Origin of the sequence: Pseudoalteromonas sp. 3J6 (assembly GCF_903995135.1) — a bacterium.
In the GTDB taxonomy this organism is placed as follows: Bacteria; Pseudomonadota; Gammaproteobacteria; order Enterobacterales; family Alteromonadaceae; genus Pseudoalteromonas.
Window position 1 is genome coordinate 232,629 of record NZ_LR877185.1, and the last position, 20,514, is coordinate 253,142.

A 20,514-nucleotide genomic window follows, 5' to 3' on the forward strand; every position below is an offset into this window, starting at 1 on the left:
AGCATTATGCTGGCTTTTTAGTATTCACTGTATGCAAAGGATACAAATGATGATCTCTATAAAACGAATTTTAACGTTAGCAATGGCTGGTTTACTTACGGCCTGTACCAGCCAAATTTCGATTAACGACGTGTTGCCGCAGCAAGAATTGGATCGCAGTATTTATTTAAGAGGGGATTTCACATTATGGGATGCAGAACCTCAATATCAATTTAAACAAGTCGGCCCTTCGCTTTACCAAGCCCAAGTTAAATTTTCGACCCCAGGTAAAGTGTACGAGTTTAAAATAGCCGATGCAGATTTTAGTGAAGGTTTTAACTGTGGCTACAGCGATTCACAGCCATCAGGACAAAGCCTAACACTTGGCCAATCAACGCGCGCCGATTGTAATACCATTTATAATTACTTTAGCTACACACCCGCAATCAAAGGGTCGTACATAGTCAGCATTGATTTTAGTGACTACGATAAGCCGCAAGTAACGATAACTAAGAAGTAAGAGCAGTAAGCTATAAGCAGTCAGTCGTTAGCTTAAATATAAAATAAAAAACCGTGCTTGATTTAACAAACACGGTTTTTTAATTTTTAGCTGATAGCTGATTACAACCCTTTCTTCACCACATATCTATACGGTGATTCTTCAACTTCTTTAGCCACTAGCGTGTGATCCATAAAGGTACAAAAGCTGGGGATGTCGCGGGTGGTTGAAGGGTCGTCGGCAATAATAAGCAGTGTTTCACCATCGCTCATTTTACGAATCGCAGCGCGTACCATCATCACCGGCTCTGGGCAACGAAGGCCGATGGCATCTAATTGGTGATCGGGGTTATCAAAGCTCATAAAAATTACCTGTAAAAATAGTCGCGGCTTGGTTAGGTCGGGTAGTTTAGCGTAAATAAAGCTGTTGGTTAACTATTTTACGTATAACAAAACAGCTCAACTTATTAATAGATAATCTGAAATAAGTTTAATGCACCCGATCACATTATTCATTTTAAACCTGCAAAAGCTGGTGGCATAAAAAAGGCGAACTAACTTGCGCTAGTTCGCCTTTTAATCACCAAGATGGTTTTACATGTTAAAAACTAATTAGTCTTGAACACGTTCAAATACAGTGGCAATGCCTTGGCCTAAACCAATACACATAGTTGCCAAACCGTATTTTGCGTTTTTGTCTTCCATTAAGTGAATAAGCGAGGTGCTAATACGTGAACCCGAACAACCCAGAGGGTGACCAAGTGCGATAGCGCCGCCGTTTAAATTCACTTTTTCGTCAACCACGTCTGCTAAACCTAGATCTTTAAGTACAGGCAGTGATTGTGCTGCGAATGCTTCGTTAAGCTCAGCTACGTCAATGTCATCAATGGTAATACCGGCTTGTGCTAATGCTTTTTTACTTGCAGGTACTGGACCGTAACCCATGATTGATGGATCGCAACCGGCAACAGCCATAGCACGAATACGTGCACGAATTGGTAAGCCCAATTCTTTTGCTTTCTCTTCGCTCATTACTAACATGGCTGATGCGCCGTCAGAAAGTGCAGAAGATGTGCCCGCAGTAACAGAGCCCGTAGCAGGGTTAAATACTGGACGCAGCTGCGATAAACCTTCAACTGTTGTCTCTGGACGAATTACTTCATCATCTTCAACAAGAATAAGTGAACCGTCAGCATCGTGACCTTCCATTGCTAAAATTTCGCGGCGGAAACGGCCTTCAACTGTTGCAGCATGTGCACGTTGATGCGAGCGGTAAGCAAATTCATCTTGTTGCTCACGGCTAATACCGTGAAGTGTTGCAAGGTACTCAGCGGTTAAACCCATAGAGCCAGATGCTTGTGCAATTGATGTAGCTAAGCCTGGGTGAAAGTCGTTACCGTGAGTCATAGGTACGTGACCCATGTGCTCAACACCACCAATTAGGTATGTGTCGCCAGCGCCAGTCATAATTGCGCGAGCAGCGTCATGCAATGCTTGCATTGATGAGCCACATAAACGGTTAACTGTGGTTGCTGGCACTGAATGTGGAATGCCCGCAAGTAGAGATGCGTTACGTGCAACGTTAAAGCCTTGCTCTAATGTTTGCTGTACACAGCCCCAATAAATATCGTCAATTGACGCAGGGTCAACTGCCGGATTACGTTCTAATAAGCCTTTCATTAAATGAGCGCTTAAGTCTTCCGCACGTTTGTGCTTGAATACGCCGCCCTTTGAGCGACCCATTGGTGTGCGGATACAATCTACAATTACTGGATTATTCATGATATTAACCTTCCACCTTATAGAAAACACGGCCTTCTTCAGCCCACTTGCGAGTTTGCTCTGATACTTGGTAAATCGCACCTAGGTGAGCGTATTTGTCAGCAGTTGCTACAAAGTTAGCTAAACCGGTTTGATCTAAGTAACGGAACGCGCCGCCTCTAAATGGAGGGAAACCAACACCGTATACAAGTGCCATATCAGCTTCTTGAGGAGAAGCAACAATGCCTTCTTGTAAACAAAGTAGTACTTCGTTGATCATTGGGACCATACAACGGTCAATGATTTCTTGTTTATCAAATTCTTTTGGTGCGTCTGTAATTGGTGCAAGTAGTTCAATCGCTGTTTGGTCATGTGACTTTTTAAGACGACCGCGACGATCTGTTTCGTACTTATAGAAACCTGCTTTGTTCTTTTGACCAAAACGTTTTTCGTTAGCAAAAACAGTCACTGGGTCTTTATCTGCACGTGCCATACGCTCAGGGAAACCGTCTGCCATTACGCCAGTACAATGATAAGCCGTATCAATACCTACAACATCAAGTAGGTAAGCCGGGCCCATTGGCCAGCCAAACACGTTTTCCATTACTTTATCTACTTTTGCAAAGTTAGCGCCTTCAACCACTAATTTGCTAAAGCCAGCAAAGTAAGGGAATAAAACGCGGTTTACAAAAAAGCCTGGGCAATCGTTAACAACAATCGGTGATTTACCTAGTTTAAGGGCGTAATCAACCACTGCATTAATCGTTTTATCTGAGGTTTTTGCACCACGGATAATTTCAACTAATGGCATTTTTGGTACTGGATTGAAAAAGTGCATACCACAGAAGTTTTCTGGCTTATCAAGCGCTTCTGCAAGTAGGTCGATACAAATAGTCGATGTATTTGACGTAAGGACCGTGCCTTCTGGCATATTCTTTTCAAGATCAGCAAGTACGGCTTGCTTCACTTTAGGGTTTTCTACTACGGCTTCAACAATAATGTTGGCGTTTTGTAGGTCTGCATCGTTAAGCGTTGGTTTGATTTTGCTAAGCGTTGCTAGCATTTTTTCCATCGGCATGTGGCCGCGCTTCACTTTTGCACCTAATAGTTTAGATGCTTCACCCATACCTAAATCTAGCGCATCCTGTTGGATGTCTTTCATTATGATTGGTGTGCCTTTATAAGCAGACTGGTATGCAATACCGCCACCCATAATACCTGCGCCTAATACTGCCGCTTGTTTAATTTCTACATCGCTGTGTTTAGCAAATTTACGTGCTTTACCTTTAATGTATTGGTCTGCTAAAAAGATACCCGTTTGAGCAGCAGCTTCACTAGTACGTGCTAGTTTTGCAAAGTTGGCATTTTCAATCGCCATTGCTTCGGCGCGTGAGCTGTTTGCTGCTGCTTTAATAGTGCGAACTGCCATAACTGGAGCAGGATAGTGGCCTTTGGTTTTACCCATTACCATACCTTCTGCCATTGCAAAGCTCATGCCTTGCTCAACACGGTTTAATTTAAGCGGTTGTAATTTTACAGCGCGTTTTGCTTGCCAATCTAGCTTGCCAGCAATCGCTAATTCTAGTGTTGCTAAACTTGACTCTTGTAGTTTGTTGGCACTAACTACCGCGTCAAATGCACCTACTTTAAGGGCGTCAGCAGCGCGATTTTCGTTACCTGTGGTGATCCACATCATCGCGTTATCGGCACCAATAATGCGCGGAAGGCGCACTGTACCGCCAAAACCAGGCATTATGCCTAATTTAACTTCTGGTAAGCCCATTTTTGCTGAGTCACTTGCAACACGATAATCGGTAGCGAGTGCCCACTCACAGCCGCCGCCAAGCGCCAAGCCGTTTACAACACTGAGTGTTGGGAATGGTAAGTCTTCAATTGCATCAAAAACGTCAGTTGCATCTTTGATCCACGTTACTAATTCTGCTTCAGGCTTAGTAAAAGTAGGTAAAAATTCGAAGATATCGGCACCAATAATAAAGTGGTCTTTATCACTGGTAAAAATCATGCCTTTAATATCAGTGTTAGCGGCTAATTCTTTTAATGCTGCCGCACAATCTGAAAGAGTTTGTTGAGATAATGTGTTTACAGAACCTGTAGCACAAAACTTAAACTCGGCGATGTTTTCCTTTACGAAGCTAACTTCAAAGGAATCGCTTTTATATAACATTATTATTCTCCCTAGTTGATGAACTAAGACTGGTACGATGAGTTCATATTCAGACCAGTGTGCTTGCTTTAAATTAAAAATGCAACGAAAAATTTATCTTGGTTACAAACGTCTGGTTAAAATATAGCTGGTTTGGTGCTAAGGTGGGTTTGAAAGTTTTCTTTATTCATTTTATTGCGCTGTCTTGGTGTTTATAGCTTGGGTTTTATCAAAGTAAATAAATAGAGTTACAGTGCCTGCGCTGTTTTCTATTTACCCTTAGCCACACCCTTGTCAGCCTTGAAGGTTACTATGCCCTAAAGGACATTATGAAAAAATATTTATTAAGCGTAGCGGCAGCGACTCTATTTTTATCTTTACCCTCTGCCAACGCAAATACTGAACTTGATGCATTTTTAGATGCAGAAAAACAAGCCCGTTATGGCGATTATAAAAGCTTTAAAGAAGCGGTAGACTCATTGTCTCACCCACTTAAGCCCTATGTAGAAAAAGCCTATTGGCAGCGCTACCCCAGTTTAAAACACCAAACAGAAATAGAAAACTTCCTCACTATTTATGAACACACGCCATTAGAGTGGCCAGTGCGCAAAGCATGGTTAAATTATTTAAAGCGCAGAAATAAAAAAGCAGCATTTATTAAAAACTACCGTGAAACCTCTGACACTGAGCTTAGTTGTACCCATCTTAGTTATCAGCTTGACTTAGGAGCGCCTAAAAAAGCAATACTCTCGCAGGTAACCGATATTTGGACGGTAGGCGAGTCACAACCTAGTGAATGTGACGGGCTTTTTAAGCGTTGGCGACAAAATGGTTATTTAACCCCTGATGTTGTGTGGCAGCGTGTTACTTTAGCGGCACAAGGGGGCTCTTATCGTTTATTGCCTTATTTAAAAACCTTATTGCCAGCCAAGGAGCGTTATTTAGCTGATTTATATTCCAAGGTAAGGCGCGATCCTAGTGCTGCTGCAGGCCTTTACCGCTATAAACGTAAAACAGCCAAAGAAGGGGAAATAGCGCTTTATGGTATTAAGCGTTTAATTTGGCGTGATAAAGAGCTGGCATTAAAGGCGTGGCAAAAAATTGAAGGCATGTTTGATTTTGCTGATGATGAAAAGGCGGATGTATATTATACCTTTGCGCTGTCGTTGGCGTCGAGCGGCCATAGCCAGGCGAGCTTTTATTTAAATAAAGTCCCTAAAGCGCGTCAAGATCGTAAATTAATGCAATGGCAACTAGCCAATATGCTTAAAACTCAAGATTGGGAAGGCATTGCGGCATTTTTTACCGGAAAAGAAAACCTTAGCTTAGGGCAACAGTATTGGCTTGCTTATAGTTATGACAAACGCGCAGATCATGAAAAAGCTAAGGCAATTTGGAGTAAGGTAGCCGCTAACCGTGATTATTACGGTTTTTTAGCCGCTGCTCGCTTAGGGTTACCGGTTGATTTAAATGAGCTACCAGTCAATGTAAATCAAGCCTTAGTAACAAAAGTCAGTAATGCACCAGGCTTTAAGCGTGCTAAGGCACTATATGAACTTGAGCGATTTACAGCGGCCAGACGTGAATGGAATTATTTAACCAACACTTCTGAAGATGATGAAAAGCTAGCAGCGTCAGTGCTTGCGGCAGAACTTGATTGGTTTGATAGTACAATATTTACCCTAGCAAAAATAAAAGCATGGGATTATGTTGATTTGCGTTTTCCATTTGCGTTTCAAGACATGTTTGAGCGCTACAGTAAGCGTAGCAAAATAGATTTAACTTGGAGTATCGCTATTGCGCGTCGAGAAAGCTCATTTGCACCCGATGCCCGTTCTCATGCAAATGCACGCGGGTTAATGCAGTTATTACCAAGCACCGCAAAATATATTAACAAAGGCGATGTATCTAACCATCGGTTGTATCAGCCAAAAACCAATATTCGACTTGGCACCCGTTATTTACAGTATTTAAAAAAGAAAAATCACGGTAATGAGGTATTGGCAACAGCATCCTATAACGCCGGGTATCATCGAATTAAGCGTTGGCTACCAGAGGAAGCGATGCCCGCAGAGCTATGGGTTGAGCTTATTCCATATAGAGAAACTCGAGACTACGTAAAAAACGTATTTGCGTATCGGCAGGTTTATCACACTCGCCTTGGCCGAGAGGGGAATTTACTCGCGCCACTATTAGAGATGACCATGGGCGGTTAGTAAAAATAAATCTACAACAGCAGAGGGATATTTACACGGTAACTATCCCTCTTTTTTGAGCGCTTTGTTTATAAGTGATAGACTCAGAGCAAGTTAAATTTAACAGATGGGTTTATTATGGAAAAATTAGCCGTATTATACGCCGAACATATTGCAACATTGCAGCAGCGTACACGTACTATTTGTGAGCAAGAAGGGTTAGAAGGATTAGTCATTCATTCAGGCCAAGCTAAGCGCCAATTTTTAGATGATATGTATTACCCGTTTAAAGTTAACCCCCATTTTAAAGCGTGGTTACCGGTTATTGATAATCCACATTGCTGGATTGTGGTAAATGGTAGCGATAAGCCAAAGCTTATTTTTTATCGTCCAATTGACTTTTGGCACAAGGTACCTGATGAACCAAGAGATTTTTGGGCAGAGTACTTCGATATTGAATTGCTACTAAAGCCTGATCAGGTTGAAAAGCTACTTCCTTACGATAAAGCTAAATTTGCCTACATTGGCGAATACCTAGAAGTGGCCCAAGCACTTGGTTTTAGCATTATGAATCCTGAGCCAGTACTTAACTATATTCATTATCACCGCGCTTATAAAACGCAATATGAACTTGAATGTTTACGTAATGCGAACCGTATTGCGGTAGATGGTCACAAAGCGGCGCGTGATGCGTTTTTTAATGGTGGTAGCGAGTTTGATATTCAGCAGGCCTACTTAATGGCAACGCGTCAGAGCGAAAATGAAATGCCGTATGGCAACATTGTGGCCCTTAACGAAAATTGCGCTATTTTGCATTACACGCATTTTGAGCCAAAAGCACCGCAAACACATAACTCATTTTTAATTGATGCGGGCGCTAACTTTAATGGTTACGCTGCAGATATTACCCGTACCTACGACTTTAAAAAGCAAGGTGAGTTTGCTGACCTAGTTAAAGCAATGACGGCGCATCAGATTGAGTTAGGCAAAAGCTTAAAACCAGGTGTCCTGTATGGCGAGCTACATATTGACTGCCATAACCGCATTGCACAGTTACTAAGTGACTTTGATATTGTTAAGTTACCTGCAGCTGAAATTGTTGAGCGTCAAATTACCTCAACCTTCTTTCCTCATGGCTTAGGGCATCATTTAGGTGCACAGGTACATGATGTAGGTGGCTTTATGCGTGATGAAACCGGTGCACATCAGGCACCACCAGAGGGTCATCCATTTTTACGCTGCACTCGCTTAATTGAGAAAAACCAAGTGTTTACTATTGAGCCAGGTTTGTACTTTATCGACTCTTTGTTGGGTGATTTAGCACAAACAGACAACAAGCAGTTTATTAACTGGGAAAAAGTAGAAGCGTTTAAACCATTTGGCGGCATTCGTATTGAAGATAATATTATTGTTCACGAAGACAGCCTAGAAAATATGACGCGTGATTTATTACTCGACTAATATTTAACAGTTTATATTATTCACGAAAGGGGCCTGTTGGCCCCATTTTTAATTTAACAGCCAAGTAAGCGCTATGTCAGAATATAAATACCCAGCCGACGATGTTTTTCATCAAGAAGAAATTAAAAAAAGCACCTTTATTGTGCATATAGGCCACACGCCTGATTTAAACTCTGCGAAAGCCTTTATTAAAAACATTGAAGAAAAATACAGTGATGCACGCCATAATTGTTGGGCGCATGTTGCGGGTAATCCTGGTGGAAGCCATGTTTATGGTTTTTCTGACGATGGAGAGCCAAATGGCACCGCCGGTAAACCTATGCTCAACGTGCTGGTGGGCTCAGGCCTAGGTGAAGTAACTGCTGTGGTAACACGGTACTTTGGTGGTATAAAGCTTGGTACCGGTGGGTTAGTTCGTGCTTATGGTGGCTCACTTAATAATGCCTTAGCAAAATTACAAACAGTGGTAAAAGTACCCAGCATTGAGCTGGTTGGCTTTAGTGAATACAGTATGCAAGGCGCAATAGAACAGCACTTAAAAACCAACTTTCAGGTACTTAATATTGAAAAGCAGTTTACGGCAAATATTGAGTGGAGCATCACTATTGATAGCCGCCAAGCACAACAAGCATGCAAAGATATTTTTGATTTAAGCCACGGTGCAGTTGAGTTAACAATCAAAGAGTAATAGTCTTACATCCATCCTATTTAATCACTAAAGATTAAATTTTCGAGTCATACAGTAGTTATTTTAATTTACTAATAAAAAAGCGATACGCTCAATGCAATTTCGTACCATCATAAAAATTCTTGGCCAACTGGTCGCGCTATTTAGTATTACAATGGTGCCACCAGCACTCGTGTCTTTAATTTATAAAGATGGCGGAGGGGTACCGTTTGTTTTAGCCTTTATATTTAGCGTTATTATTGGCTTAATGGCTTACTATCCAAATAGGCATGAGCATGGTGATTTAAAAGCACGCGAAGGCTTCTTAATTGTGGTTTTGTTTTGGTTGGTACTAGGGGCGTTTGCGTCATTGCCGCTGATATTTTTACAAGAACCCAACCTCTCTTTGGCCGATGCAGTGTTTGAAGCTTTCTCAGGCTTAACTACCACAGGGGCGACCGTATTAACTGGCATAGAATACTTGCCTAAATCGGTATTATTTTATCGCCAGCAATTACAGTGGTTTGGTGGGATGGGGATCATTGTATTAGCAGTAGCCATACTGCCAATGCTTGGCGTCGGTGGCATGCAGTTGTACCGAGCTGAAATTCCTGGCCCAGTAAAAGACTCCAAAATGACCCCGCGTATTGCCGATACAGCTAAGCACCTTTGGTATATTTACGTATCTATTACTCTTGCGTGTACTTTGGCGTATTGGAGCGCAGGGATGAATTGGTTTGACGCTATATGCCATGCTTTTTCTACAGTTGCTATTGGTGGTTTTTCTACTTATGACGCGTCAATGGGACACTTTGATAGCCCTGTAATTAACTTTATTTGTGTGTTCTTTTTAATTATAGCCGCTATTAACTTTTCACTACATTATGCCGCTGTAGCAAGCCGTAATATTAGTGTGTACATTCGCGACCCTGAGTTTAAAGTATTCTTGTGTATTCAGTTAGCGCTGGTGGTAATTTGCTTTACTGTGCTTTCGTCTCATGATGTTTATGCAAATGGTGATGAAACCCTCGATCAGGCGTTGTTTCAAGCGGTGTCTATTAGTAGTACTGCAGGGTTTGCCACAGATAATTTTTCAGCTTGGCCGTTGTTTTTACCTATTTTACTTATTTTTTCTAGCTTTATTGGCGGCTGTGCGGGTTCTACCGGTGGTGGTATGAAAGTTGTTCGTGTGTTTTTGTTGTACTTGCAAGGGGTGCGCGAGCTTAACCGCTTAGTACATCCTCGAGCAATATATTCAATAAAACTCGGGCGTAAAGCCTTACCCGACAAAGTAGTTGAAGCGGTATGGGGCTTTTTCTCAGCTTATGCACTAGTCTTTATTATTATAATGTTAGCGTTAATGGGCACAGGGTTAGACAACATTACCGCATTCTCTGCGACGGCAGCATGCCTTAATAACTTGGGCCCAGGTTTGGGTGACGTAGCCTCTCATTATGGTGCGATTAGTGATGCCGCTAAATGGATACTAACAGTCGCTATGGTATTCGGCCGATTAGAGATATTTACACTGTTAGTATTATTTACCCCAACATTTTGGCGTGGATAATGTTTTAAATATTGGGAAGGAACTATGCAAAAAACCAATTTGGAAAAGTTAAACCAAATCGTCACCGGTGGCATAGTCGATGTAGAAATACTGACACCAACCAGTAGCCGACGTGTAAAAACGGAGTTTATTGGTTTATTAGAAAACAAATTTATTATTTTAAACTATCCCAGCGCTAAGCGACTCCCTATGGCAAGTGATTACTTGCGTGATGGTGTTATGGTGGTGGTAAGGGCGCTTATAGAGGGCAGTGGTGGGCACATTATTGCGTTTCGTCAGCAACTTATGTCTGTTGCCTCTCACCCTGCTAAATTGTTGTTTATTCAATACCCTTCACAAGTACAGTTGTTTGGGCTTCGCTCACAAGCACGCATACCTACGTTGTTTCCTGCTAAGTTAACATTAACCGATGAGCAGCCTCCCTTTGAAGGGGTTATAAAAGACATTTCGCTCACCGGGGTAATGTTTGATATTAAAACAACCCAAGAACTCGATGAGTTAAAAGACATGCGCTGTACGGTTGTATTTGATGGTTATACTAAGCATGAGGGGCAAGTCTGCAGTGTAAAAAAACATGCTAGTGGTATCTGTTGTGGTATTCGATTATTTGCCAGTGAAGAGCAAATGAAAGCGTTAATGGGGGATCACTTTATTGACCCTAGTGCGCTTGAAGTTGAAATAGTTTAGGGGCATATCAAGTTGAACAAGCTTCTATTATAAGCTCAGCATACTCACGTGATTTCGTCATTTTGCAACAAATAGCCTTGTGCGGCTGTAAATTTTCAACGTCATCTTAAATTTATTTTTAAACTATTTAAAAACAGTAACTTAAATCTATTTTTTAATTATAATTTTTTATTTATAACAAAATAAACCTCAACTCACCTTCCTTTTTGTTTAATTAACTCGCTTTGTAAGTGGTTTTTCACTGATCGTGTGGTGTTTTTATAAAAACCAACCCATTGTTTTATAAGGCTTTAATCTTTTTGCTTTGTTCGCTGTTGCTAAAAAGCAACAAAATAACGAATGAAATAACGCTTCCTAAAGCTGTTTTTAGCTTAACCTATTGAAAAGATGCAGCTTTTAATTGTTGGCATCGAAGTTGTAATAGTCAGGTTGTATTGAACGAAACGTGATTTGAAGTAAAACACTTAATCGCACAAAACATAAACTTTGAAGGAAGATTGATTATGAAAAGCATTAACAAAACTTTAGCACTTATCGCATTGGCTTCTTCATCAGCTGCTTTTGCAGCAAGCGATTTTGATACGCTAGACGTTGACGGCAACGGCGCGATCAGTCAAAGCGAAGCATCAGTTGATGCAAAACTAATGAGCCTATTTTCAGAGCTTGATACTGACCAAAACGGTGAGCTATCAAAAGAAGAGTTCTCTAAAGCATAATCCTAAGCTATTAAACTTTGGGAGCTAAATCTCCCACATTATTTAAACGATTTTAAGGAATACTCATTATGAAAACATTACACAAAACATTCGCACTTATCGCATTGGCTTCTTCATCAGCAGCTTTTGCTGCCAGCGATTTTGATACACTTGATACTGACGGTAACGGTGCTATTAGCCAAAGTGAGGCATCAGTTGATGCAAAGCTAATGAGCATGTTCTCAGAGCTTGATACAGACCAAAACGGTGAGCTATCAAAAGCAGAATTTTCTAAAGCATAAGCTAAAGCTGGGTATATTCTGAGTTGCCAAAGACAACCTAAGTAGGCAAGGGAGCCTGTGAAAAAGAATGACAAGGACGGTTATAGCCTGACATTTCCAATAGCACAAAGCATTACATTTTGAAGGATTAAATTATGAAAACATTACACAAAACATTCGCACTGATCGCGCTAGCTTCTTCATCAGCGGCCTTTGCCGCTAGCGACTTTGACACAATTGATGCCGACGGTAATGGGGTTATTAGTCAAAGCGAAGCTGCTGTAAATGCTGATTTAACGGCCGCATTTACTGAGCTTGATACTGACGGTAATGGTGAGCTTTCTAAAGCTGAGTTTGCAAACTTTTAATTTTTAACTTTTTTCATTGCACAGGGATCTCAGAAAAGGATTTCCCTCTTTAAGGAGACTTATTATGAAAGCATTAAATACCACACTTGCGATTTTAGTATTAGCATCATCATCAGCGGCATACGCAGCAGTAGACTTTGCCTCTTTTGATAGCAATGGCGACGGTGTAATTAGTCAGCAGGAAGTTGCGTCTAATAAACAACTCATGAATATTTTTGATGACTTAGATACTGACGGAAATGGTGAACTTTCTAAAGAAGAGTTTGCAAGAGTACAATAAGTATTACCCCATCATACTCCACTAAAGCCGCTTAATAGTCAGCGGCTTTTTTGTGCTTGTTAGAGACTATATTTAAGTTGGAGAGAGAAGCTTCTTGGCTTGCCATAACGATATTGGTTATAGAACCCAATTTGACTGTAATAATGCTTATCAAATAAGTTATCGATATTTAGGCTAACAGATAATTGCTCATTCATTTGATAATTCGCCATTAGGCTGGCAATACCATAACTAGGCTGGTTTACCTCAACAGCACCATAAACAGGGTTGTTAACTTCATCATAGCTATTGCTTTGCCAGCGATAGCCACCACCCACTTTTAGATTGTCTAATGCACCTGAGAGTTGATAGCTAGTAAAAAGTTTAAATTGATCTTTTGGGTTGGTGGTATTTAATACCGTATTATCCGGTTTTTCGCCTTTACTATGGGTATAGCCAAAATAAGCGTTCCAGTTGTCGGTTAATTTTCCGTTGATTTCTAGCTCGTAGCCCTGAGTTAATGTGCCGTCAATGGGCTTGTAGATGGCCTGAAGTGTTTCTGCAATGGTATCTCCCGTGTACTCGCCTACATTATCTTGATAAATTTTAAATCCAGAAAGGGATATGTCTAAACGTTCATCAAGTACAGAAGCTTTTATGCCAAGTTCATAATTCTTACCTTCAATAGGGCTTAAATAATGTCCATTTTTATCAACTCGACTTTGTGGTGTAAAAATATCAGTGTAATTAGCATACAAAGCCCAACTCTGTGTCAGTTCATAAGTTGCCCCAAAATAATTAGTTAGTTCATCACTTATTTTATAATCATGCATGCGACCAAAATTATCTTGATTGGTTTGCCATTGATTTAACCGGCTTCCAACAATTAAAGACAAGGCATCGGTTATATTTAGTTGTGCAGCAACATAAAGTGCATCTTGTTTAGTTGTGCCATAAGAGCCGTAAGCCGCTTCTGACTGCCAATTTGGTTTTGCAATGCTATAACTAGAGTCAGTGAAATCGCCGATAATATAGTCACTTTGTTGACTAGCATAATAAGGGGTAGAAAACTGTTGCTCTTGGGTATTATAACCAAATAGCAGTTGGTGACTTTGGCCCAGCCAATTAAACCGACCATTGAGTTCGACCTCATAGGTATCCTGCGTTCTGTTTGCATCAATATAGTTTATAGAACCGGGTTTCATTCCTGTGTTGTTTATAGGATCGGGCTCTCCTTTTACCCAAAACACATCATAGTCTAGGTCGTTATCACCATAGACATAATTAGCGGTTAGCTGCCAGTTAGCGTTAAAGTAATGCTCTAGACGAATAAACGCATTAAGTGCATCGGTTCGAGAAGAGGCCCAATCTTGAGCCGTTGAAGCACCTCTGTCATAAGCAGTGCGGGAGCCATCACTATAAAAAATAGGCAAACCGCCTGACATTGTTCCTTTAGGAGTTGTCGATTGATTATCAACAGCAAGAGTCAATAAAGTACTGTTAGAAAGATCTGCCTCAATAATGCCATACAATGTTTGACTGGTTTGCGAGAAGCGATCTTGATATGAGTGTCTATCTTGATAAGCAACAACAGCCCGTCCTCTTATACTTTCGCTATTATTTATGCTTCCCGACACATCCACCATCGCACGGTAGTTGTCCCATGAGCCTAATGAAGCAGTAAGATTTATTTGAGTGTTTGCAGTTGGACGTTTACGTATCAAATTAATTGCTGCCGAAGGGTTACCTGCGCCCAGCATGAGCCCCGTTGCTCCTCTAACTATTTCGATACGATCATAAATTGCGGTATCGGTTAGGTTATCTCCATAATTAAAGCGGGTGTCATAGGTGGTTGCTATGCCATCATAAAGTATGCTGGTGACACTAATACCTCGGGCTGAAATAGAAAACTTGCCATTATCTGCTTCTCGAGCATTTATGCCTGTTACACTGGTTATAGCTTCAATTGCGGTGTTTAGTTGTTGGTCTGCCATAAAATCGCTTGTTATCGCTATCGTTGATTGCGGTGTTTGCAAATGTGATAGCTCAAGACCTGTTGCAGAGCTCATGGAATTAACTTTATAGCCGTTCGCTTGCTCTCCAATAACGGTTAACCTTTCGATATCTTTGCTAGTGTGGGCGAGCGTTTGAGTTGAAACTGCTGAAAATAAAAGACCAACCAGAGTGTAATGAGTTACGGGAGAATTTTTCTTTGAGAGTAGGTGTATCATTTGAAATCCATTTTTATTTAAAAACGTGAAATTAACTTTTCACATCAGTAGATGTCGCTGCTTGATAATCGAGCAAGAAGAGACTAATGGATTTTTCTTTATTAGTAAATGCTTTTGATAATGATTTTCATTTAGATTTAAGCATTCTCCTTTTTTGCTTACAAGCACGTTGTGAATAAAAAGGAGGGGTTACTTATAAAAAGATTGCGCTAACTTGGAATAACTTTTCAACCACGTTAATGTGTTTCTTATCAATTAAGAACATAATTACATGATCGCCTGATAGAATTATCGTGTCGTCGTGGGCAATTAGTACATCGTCATTACGTACAATTGCACCTATTGTGGTACCTGCTGGCAATTTAATATCTGCAATCGCGCGACCCACTACTTTAGATGTGTTTTCATCACCATGGGCAACTGCCTCTATGGCTTCTGCAGCCCCTTTACGCAGTGAATATACGTTTACAATGTCGCCTCGGCGCACGTGCGTAAGTAACGCAGAAATAGTCGCTTGTTGTGGTGAAATAGCAATATCTATTTCGCCGCCCTGTACTAAATCAACGTAAGCACCTCGTTGAATAAGCACCATGGTTTTTTGTGCCCCCATGCGTTTTGCGAGCATGGCCGACATAATATTCACTTCATCATCGTTAGTAACGGCAATAAAAACATCAACTTGTTCAATGTGTTCTTCTGAGAGCAGCTCTTGATCGGACGCATCACCACAAAATACCACGGTGTTGTCTAGCATTTCAGAGAGTTGCTCTGCGCGCTCTTTACTGCGTTCTAATAATTTAACGCTGTGGTTTCTTTCTAGTGAGCGAGCAAGGCCAGCACCAATATTACCCCCACCGGCTATCATAATTTTTTTGTACGAGCGTTCCAGTTTTTGTAGCTCGTTCATTACCGCACGAATATGTTTGGTGGCGGCAATAAAAAATACTTCATCGTCGGCTTCTATTACAGTAGTACCCTGCGGTTTTATTGCCTTGCCTTGACGGTAAATAGCGGCTACCCGGGTTTCTACATTAGGAATATGTTGCTTAAGTGTAGATAGGGCATAGCCTACCAATAAACCGCCATAGTAGGCTTTTACAGCTACTAAAGAGAGCATGCCGTCGGCAAATTGTAGTACCTGCAATGCACCAGGGTAATCTATCAAACGGCGAATATATTTAGTTACGAGTGCTTCTGGGGCTATGTAATGATCGACAGGTAAATCATCATTATGAAAGAGTTTTTCGCGGTATTTTAAATATTGCTCAGAGCGAATGCGGGCAATTTTGGTTGGCGTATTAAAAATACTGTAAGCAACTTGGCATGCCACCATGTTTACTTCATCTGAGCTGGTTACGGCGATAATCATATCGGCATCTTCAGCTCCTGCGCGACTCAACACGTCAGGGTGGGCGCCGTGGCCTGCAACACCTTGTAAATCGTATTTATCTTGCAGTTCACGCAAGCGGTTACCGTCGATATCAACTACGGTTATTTCGTTTTGTTCACCCACTAAGTTTTCTGCGAGTGTGCCGCCAACTTGTCCAGCACCGAGTATGATTATTTTCATTATGTACCCGTATTATTAATACTAATTACATCAAAATAATAACTACCTCAAAGCGAGGTAGTTAAATGTGTTGCGTTGCAATACTAGGCTTTTTTAACTAATTTAGCGTAGTAAAAACCGTCACTTTCACCTGGCAAAAGCTGTAAGCCTGGTGTGGTTTTTGTGTCTTCGCTGTGCAGAGGAATATGCTCCACATCGTCGTTATTAGCTAAAAACTTAGCAACTTGTTGTTGGTTTTCTTGAGGAAGTACCGAGCAAGTTGCATACACTAATGTGCCACCTGGTTTTAACAATGGCCAAATGCTATCGAGTATATCGCTTTGTAGGGTCGATAAGTCGTTAATGTCGGATGCGCGACGTAGCCATTTTATATCTGGATGACGACGAATTACGCCCGTTGCAGAGCAGGGTACATCTAACAAAATACGATCAAACTGATCTTCATCCCACCAAGTGTGAGGTTGCGATGCATCACCACATTGTAAGTCGGCTCCCAAACCAATTCGTTCTAAGTTTTGTTTAACACGTTCTAGTCGTGTGGCATCGCTATCAAGCGCGAGCACATCTGCATCGGCAAGCTCTAAAATATGGCAGGTTTTACCACCAGGCGCTGCACAGGCATCAAGTATTGCATCACCATTTTGTGGGTCTAGGTAGCGAGCTGCAAGCTGCGCTGCCGCATCTTGTACTGAACAAGCACCGGTATCAAACTCAGGAAGTGAAAACACATCGCGTGGTTTGCTTAGTTTAATGCCATCAATAAAATCAGGGTTTAGAGTATGTTCAATATCGTTAGCGGTTAGCATTTCGCTATATTCTTGGGTGCTAAACTGCGATTGATTCACTCGCAGCCACATTGGCGCTTGCTGTTGGTTTGCTTCTAGAATATCTTCCCAGTGATCTGGATAGGCTTCTTTTACTTGCTTTATAAACCAGTTTGGATGGTTGTATAAACATACCGGAATTTGTTTGGCTTTTTCTTCAAGCTCAACTTGCTGACGTTGAAAGCTTCGTAAAATGGCGTTAATAAGCCCTTTTAAGCCAAGAGCGCGCAATTGTTGTAACGCATTAACCGTTTCGCTAATTGCTGCATGCGGCGGTACACGCATGTGTTGTAGTTGGTAAATGCCCACATACAATAAAAACTGGAAAATACGACGTTTGCCTTTAAGCGGTTGCTCGACTAGATGCTGGCAATAATTTTCTAGGCTAGGTAAGTAACGTAATACTCCGTAGCAAATTTGCTGCAGTAAAGCTTTATCTTTAGGTGATAGGCCTTGGCTAGCGAAAGGAAGTTCTTGATTAAGCGATGCTCCTTTATCAACCACGTTATATAAAGTTTCAGCGGCTAGCGCTCTGACATTGCTTACATTACTCATTATTTTCGCCTAATACAGTGCCGGGTGTGACCCAATCGCTACGACCGTTTAAAAAATCATTAATTGCCATTGGCTTTTTGCCTTGTGGTTGTAATTCGCCAATAGATAAAGCGTGTTTACCACAAGCCACAACGATACCGTTTTTATCACTTGCTAAGACAGTGCCAGCTGTGCCTGATTGTTCAACCACATTTGCTTGGTATATTTTTACCGTATTACCACTCATTTGGGTAAAGCATACTGGCCATGGGTTAAAGGCACGAATGTTGCGCTCGATTTGCTCGGCATCCATAGACCAATCAATGTTGGCTTCGTCTTTTGAGAGTTTTTTAGCGTAATTGGCATCGGTATCGTTTTGTGGTTCAGGCGTTATTTCCCCGTTGGCTAAACGATTTATGGTATCGATTAATGCATCAGGCCCGAGTTCAGCAAGCTTAGTGTATAAGCTGGCACTGGTTTCAGTATTATCAATAGGGCAGCGGCTAATATGCAGCATATCGCCGGTATCTAGCCCTTCATCCATTTGCATTATCGTTACACCGGTTTGCTGATCGCCTGCCCAAATAGCACGTTGAATAGGCGCGGCACCACGCCAGCGCGGTAAAATAGAGCCATGCACATTTAAACACCCTAAACGCGGGGCATCTAAAATGGCTTTAGGTAAAATTAAACCGTAGGCAACTACAATCATGATATCGGCATTGAGGCTGTTTAATTCTTCAAGTGCCTCATCTGTTTTGAGAGATTGCGGCTGAAAAACAGGTAGCTCATGTTCTAGTGCAAGCGCTTTTACTTCACTGGCTTTTAGTTTTTTTCCGCGACCCGCTGGACGATCTGGTTGACTGTAAACGCCCACAATTTGGTGTTCACTATTGATGAGTGCTTGCAGGTGGCGTGCAGCAAAGTCCGGCGTACCGGCAAATATAATGCGTAATGGTTGTGTCACTGAGTTTCCTAATTATTTACTAAGGTGCTTATTATTGCGCTGCAAACTTCGCTTCTTTTTCAAGCTTTTTACGGATGCGTTGGCGCTTTAATGGAGATAAATAATCAATAAATAATTTACCTTGAAGGTGATCAAGCTCATGCTGAATACAAATCGCTAATAATTCGTCGGCATCAAGAACAAACTCTTTACCTTCTTCGTTGAGTGCAGCCACGGTAACAGTCTCTGCACGGTCAACTTTTGCATACGAATGAGGAACTGACAAACAGCCTTCTTCACTCACGGTAGAGCCATCTTTTTTGATAATTTGTGGATTGATAAGTACCAGTGGTTCATCGCGTTCTTCTGATACATCGATCACCACAATACGTTGGTGAATATCAACTTGCGTAGCAGCAAGTCCAATACCATTTTCGTCGTACATAGTTTCTAGCATATCTTTGACGATTTCACGTACTTGGTCGTCAACAACAGTTACTTCTTTTGCGATTGTACGTAAACGTTCATCTGGAAATCTTAAAACTTCTAACCTAGCCATAGTTACCTTTTACACTTATGCTTAAATTTAGGGTATCGTATGTTCTTATTTTAGCCATTCACGTTCCCCTTTAACAGGTTTTGATTAATAATAATGAAAAAACACTATGAGGAAGCTCAATGAAATCTCCATTCATTGCAATAATACTTGCATTAAGTGCTACTTTTCCTGTGCTAGCAGATGTACTAACTATAAAAAAAGACGCGCCTAAACAGTACGTTGTAAAAAAAGGTGACACGCTTTGGGATATCTCAGCGATATATTTAAACGAGCCGTGGCTGTGGCCTGAGTTATGGCAAATGAATCCGCAAATAGGCAATCCTCATCTTATTTACCCGGGCGATGCGTTAGCATTAATTTACGATACAGACGGTAATCCGCGTTTAGTAATTAATAAAGCGTATAGAAAGCTATCACCTATAGGGCGTATTACTCCTAAAGGGAAAGACGCTATCACTACATTACCGCTTGCGCTGATTAAACCGTATTTGTCATTTGAACAAGCGATAAACAGCGATTTGGTAAAAGAAAAACCCTATATTTTAGGTGCAAACGAAAATACTAAAACTCAAACTATTGATCATATTCTATATGTTAAAGGTAATTTAAAGCGCCATCAGGCTTATGCTATTTACCATGAAGGAGCGCCTTACACCGATCCTAAAACAGGTGAAGAACTAGCGAGTAGAGCATCTTATGTAGGTATGGCCCGGGCCTTTAGAGCTGGTGATGCCGCCAATGGCGAACCTGCCTCAGTCAGGGTTGAATCAGTAAAACGTGAAATTAAACAAGGTGACTTTTTATTACCCGCCATGGAAGGGCAGATGCTGCCAGTGTATTTTAATATGCATCGTCCTACCCAGCCGCTGCAGGGCCATGTAATTGCATCTCCTCGTGAAGTGAGAGAATTTAGCACGATGGATGTGGTGGTGCTAAACTTAGGCTCTGAGCAACAAGTTGAAGTGGGCCATGTACTTGATATTGAACGCCAATCACCTAAAGTAATTGATGGTGCTCGAGGTCCGCGCTATACCGAAGATTCAAGTCGTTTAGAAAAATTGGTATCGGCTACTAGCGAATTATTCGGCTCAGAAACTGATGAAGACAGCATAACGTGGAAAATGCCAGCTGAAAAAGTTGGTGAAATGATTATTTTTAAAGTGTATGACAAAGTTAGTTATGCGCTGATCACTAAAAATCAGCACCCAATTCGCATTGGAGATTTAGCAGTTATTCATTAAGTAGCGAGTCGGTGTTCTAGGAGGGAA

The 20,514-nt window shown here is 41.3% G+C and carries 19 protein-coding genes; 11 read left to right on the plus strand and 8 right to left on the minus strand.

The features are described from left to right. Nucleotides 1–49: 49 nt before the first annotated feature. Nucleotides 50–499: a hypothetical protein gene (locus P3J6_RS01030; protein WP_138571045.1), complete on the plus strand. Its 450-nt coding sequence runs from the start codon at nucleotides 50–52 to the stop codon at nucleotides 497–499. A gap of 101 nt (nucleotides 500–600) precedes the next feature. On the opposite strand, the gene tusA is transcribed toward P3J6_RS01030, so the two are convergent. From tusA to fadB, 3 genes are all read right to left on the minus strand, one after another. Then, the gene (gene tusA / locus P3J6_RS01035) at nucleotides 601–840 is read right to left on the minus strand and encodes a sulfurtransferase TusA (protein ID WP_008112953.1); all 240 of its coding nucleotides are present in this window, start codon (nucleotides 838–840) and stop codon (nucleotides 601–603) included. A gap of 249 nt (nucleotides 841–1,089) precedes the next feature. Beyond that, nucleotides 1,090–2,259: an acetyl-CoA C-acyltransferase FadA gene (gene fadA / locus P3J6_RS01040; protein ID WP_008112952.1), complete on the minus strand. Its 1,170-nt coding sequence runs from the start codon at nucleotides 2,257–2,259 to the stop codon at nucleotides 1,090–1,092. A gap of 4 nt (nucleotides 2,260–2,263) precedes the next feature. Next, nucleotides 2,264–4,423, minus strand: coding sequence for a fatty acid oxidation complex subunit alpha FadB (fadB, locus tag P3J6_RS01045; RefSeq protein WP_198522023.1), 2,160 nt, complete (start codon nucleotides 4,421–4,423; stop codon nucleotides 2,264–2,266). 308 nt (nucleotides 4,424–4,731) lie between these two features. On the opposite strand from fadB, the gene P3J6_RS01050 reads away from it, so the two are divergent. From P3J6_RS01050 to P3J6_RS01090, 9 genes are all read left to right on the plus strand, one after another. Continuing rightward, complete coding sequence (locus P3J6_RS01050; RefSeq protein WP_198522024.1) at nucleotides 4,732–6,618, plus strand: lytic transglycosylase domain-containing protein; 1,887 nt, start codon at nucleotides 4,732–4,734, stop codon at nucleotides 6,616–6,618. Between the two features lie 117 nt (nucleotides 6,619–6,735). Beyond that, nucleotides 6,736–8,058: a Xaa-Pro dipeptidase gene (pepQ, locus tag P3J6_RS01055; protein ID WP_010392729.1), complete on the plus strand. Its 1,323-nt coding sequence runs from the start codon at nucleotides 6,736–6,738 to the stop codon at nucleotides 8,056–8,058. Nucleotides 8,059–8,131: 73 nt separating this feature from the next. Beyond that, a complete protein-coding gene (locus P3J6_RS01060; RefSeq protein WP_076920146.1) occupies nucleotides 8,132–8,746 on the plus strand; it encodes a YigZ family protein in 615 nt (204 codons plus the stop codon). 94 nt (nucleotides 8,747–8,840) lie between these two features. After that, on the plus strand, nucleotides 8,841–10,292 hold the full coding sequence (locus P3J6_RS01065) for a TrkH family potassium uptake protein (protein WP_008467072.1): 1,452 nt from the start codon (nucleotides 8,841–8,843) through the stop codon (nucleotides 10,290–10,292). Between the two features lie 24 nt (nucleotides 10,293–10,316). After that, nucleotides 10,317–10,979: a flagellar brake domain-containing protein gene (locus P3J6_RS01070; protein ID WP_198522025.1), complete on the plus strand. Its 663-nt coding sequence runs from the start codon at nucleotides 10,317–10,319 to the stop codon at nucleotides 10,977–10,979. Between the two features lie 503 nt (nucleotides 10,980–11,482). Next, on the plus strand, nucleotides 11,483–11,695 hold the full coding sequence (locus P3J6_RS01075) for an EF-hand domain-containing protein (protein ID WP_198522026.1): 213 nt from the start codon (nucleotides 11,483–11,485) through the stop codon (nucleotides 11,693–11,695). A 68-nt stretch (nucleotides 11,696–11,763) separates the two neighbouring features. Further along, the gene (locus tag P3J6_RS01080; RefSeq protein WP_008112939.1) at nucleotides 11,764–11,976 is read left to right on the plus strand and encodes an EF-hand domain-containing protein; all 213 of its coding nucleotides are present in this window, start codon (nucleotides 11,764–11,766) and stop codon (nucleotides 11,974–11,976) included. 134 nt (nucleotides 11,977–12,110) lie between these two features. After that, nucleotides 12,111–12,323: an EF-hand domain-containing protein gene (locus P3J6_RS01085; protein WP_036980747.1), complete on the plus strand. Its 213-nt coding sequence runs from the start codon at nucleotides 12,111–12,113 to the stop codon at nucleotides 12,321–12,323. A gap of 64 nt (nucleotides 12,324–12,387) precedes the next feature. Beyond that, entirely contained in the window at nucleotides 12,388–12,603 is a 216-nt protein-coding gene (locus tag P3J6_RS01090) for an EF-hand domain-containing protein (protein ID WP_198522027.1), read from the plus strand. 59 nt (nucleotides 12,604–12,662) lie between these two features. Here the strand turns inward: P3J6_RS01090 and P3J6_RS01095 are convergent, their stop codons facing one another. From P3J6_RS01095 to def, 5 genes are all read right to left on the minus strand, one after another. After that, nucleotides 12,663–14,813 (minus strand): TonB-dependent siderophore receptor, encoded by a 2,151-nt coding sequence (locus P3J6_RS01095; RefSeq protein WP_232735457.1) that lies wholly within the window; start codon nucleotides 14,811–14,813, stop codon nucleotides 12,663–12,665. Between the two features lie 193 nt (nucleotides 14,814–15,006). After that, a complete protein-coding gene (gene trkA / locus P3J6_RS01100; protein ID WP_054202928.1) occupies nucleotides 15,007–16,383 on the minus strand; it encodes a Trk system potassium transporter TrkA in 1,377 nt (458 codons plus the stop codon). An 83-nt stretch (nucleotides 16,384–16,466) separates the two neighbouring features. Next, the gene (gene rsmB, locus P3J6_RS01105) at nucleotides 16,467–17,762 is read right to left on the minus strand and encodes a 16S rRNA (cytosine(967)-C(5))-methyltransferase RsmB (RefSeq protein ID WP_109875838.1); all 1,296 of its coding nucleotides are present in this window, start codon (nucleotides 17,760–17,762) and stop codon (nucleotides 16,467–16,469) included. Further along, on the minus strand, nucleotides 17,755–18,708 hold the full coding sequence (fmt, locus tag P3J6_RS01110) for a methionyl-tRNA formyltransferase (RefSeq protein WP_198522028.1): 954 nt from the start codon (nucleotides 18,706–18,708) through the stop codon (nucleotides 17,755–17,757). The genes rsmB and fmt overlap by 8 nt, the downstream gene beginning before the upstream one ends. A 31-nt stretch (nucleotides 18,709–18,739) precedes the next feature. Continuing rightward, a complete protein-coding gene (def, locus tag P3J6_RS01115; protein WP_138609096.1) occupies nucleotides 18,740–19,246 on the minus strand; it encodes a peptide deformylase in 507 nt (168 codons plus the stop codon). Between the two features lie 119 nt (nucleotides 19,247–19,365). On the opposite strand from def, the gene P3J6_RS01120 reads away from it, so the two are divergent. After that, nucleotides 19,366–20,487 carry a LysM peptidoglycan-binding domain-containing protein gene (locus P3J6_RS01120; protein WP_138609094.1) on the plus strand — a complete coding sequence of 374 codons (1,122 nt, stop codon included), beginning with the start codon at nucleotides 19,366–19,368 and terminating at the stop codon, nucleotides 20,485–20,487. Nucleotides 20,488–20,514 lie beyond the last annotated feature (27 nt).

Coding starts and splice junctions, on each gene's coding strand:
- P3J6_RS01030 (WP_138571045.1), top strand. CDS start 50: ATGATCTCTATAAAACGAATTTTAACGTTAGCAATGGCTGGTTTACTT.
- tusA (WP_008112953.1), bottom strand. CDS start 840: ATGAGCTTTGATAACCCCGATCACCAATTAGATGCCATCGGCCTTCGT.
- fadA (WP_008112952.1), bottom strand. CDS start 2,259: ATGAATAATCCAGTAATTGTAGATTGTATCCGCACACCAATGGGTCGC.
- fadB (WP_198522023.1), bottom strand. CDS start 4,423: ATGTTATATAAAAGCGATTCCTTTGAAGTTAGCTTCGTAAAGGAAAAC.
- P3J6_RS01050 (WP_198522024.1), top strand. CDS start 4,732: ATGAAAAAATATTTATTAAGCGTAGCGGCAGCGACTCTATTTTTATCT.
- pepQ (WP_010392729.1), top strand. CDS start 6,736: ATGGAAAAATTAGCCGTATTATACGCCGAACATATTGCAACATTGCAG.
- P3J6_RS01060 (WP_076920146.1), top strand. CDS start 8,132: ATGTCAGAATATAAATACCCAGCCGACGATGTTTTTCATCAAGAAGAA.
- P3J6_RS01065 (WP_008467072.1), top strand. CDS start 8,841: ATGCAATTTCGTACCATCATAAAAATTCTTGGCCAACTGGTCGCGCTA.
- P3J6_RS01070 (WP_198522025.1), top strand. CDS start 10,317: ATGCAAAAAACCAATTTGGAAAAGTTAAACCAAATCGTCACCGGTGGC.
- P3J6_RS01075 (WP_198522026.1), top strand. CDS start 11,483: ATGAAAAGCATTAACAAAACTTTAGCACTTATCGCATTGGCTTCTTCA.
- P3J6_RS01080 (WP_008112939.1), top strand. CDS start 11,764: ATGAAAACATTACACAAAACATTCGCACTTATCGCATTGGCTTCTTCA.
- P3J6_RS01085 (WP_036980747.1), top strand. CDS start 12,111: ATGAAAACATTACACAAAACATTCGCACTGATCGCGCTAGCTTCTTCA.
- P3J6_RS01090 (WP_198522027.1), top strand. CDS start 12,388: ATGAAAGCATTAAATACCACACTTGCGATTTTAGTATTAGCATCATCA.
- P3J6_RS01095 (WP_232735457.1), bottom strand. CDS start 14,813: ATGATACACCTACTCTCAAAGAAAAATTCTCCCGTAACTCATTACACT.
- trkA (WP_054202928.1), bottom strand. CDS start 16,383: ATGAAAATAATCATACTCGGTGCTGGACAAGTTGGCGGCACACTCGCA.
- rsmB (WP_109875838.1), bottom strand. CDS start 17,762: ATGAGTAATGTAAGCAATGTCAGAGCGCTAGCCGCTGAAACTTTATAT.
- def (WP_138609096.1), bottom strand. CDS start 19,246: ATGGCTAGGTTAGAAGTTTTAAGATTTCCAGATGAACGTTTACGTACA.
- P3J6_RS01120 (WP_138609094.1), top strand. CDS start 19,366: ATGAAATCTCCATTCATTGCAATAATACTTGCATTAAGTGCTACTTTT.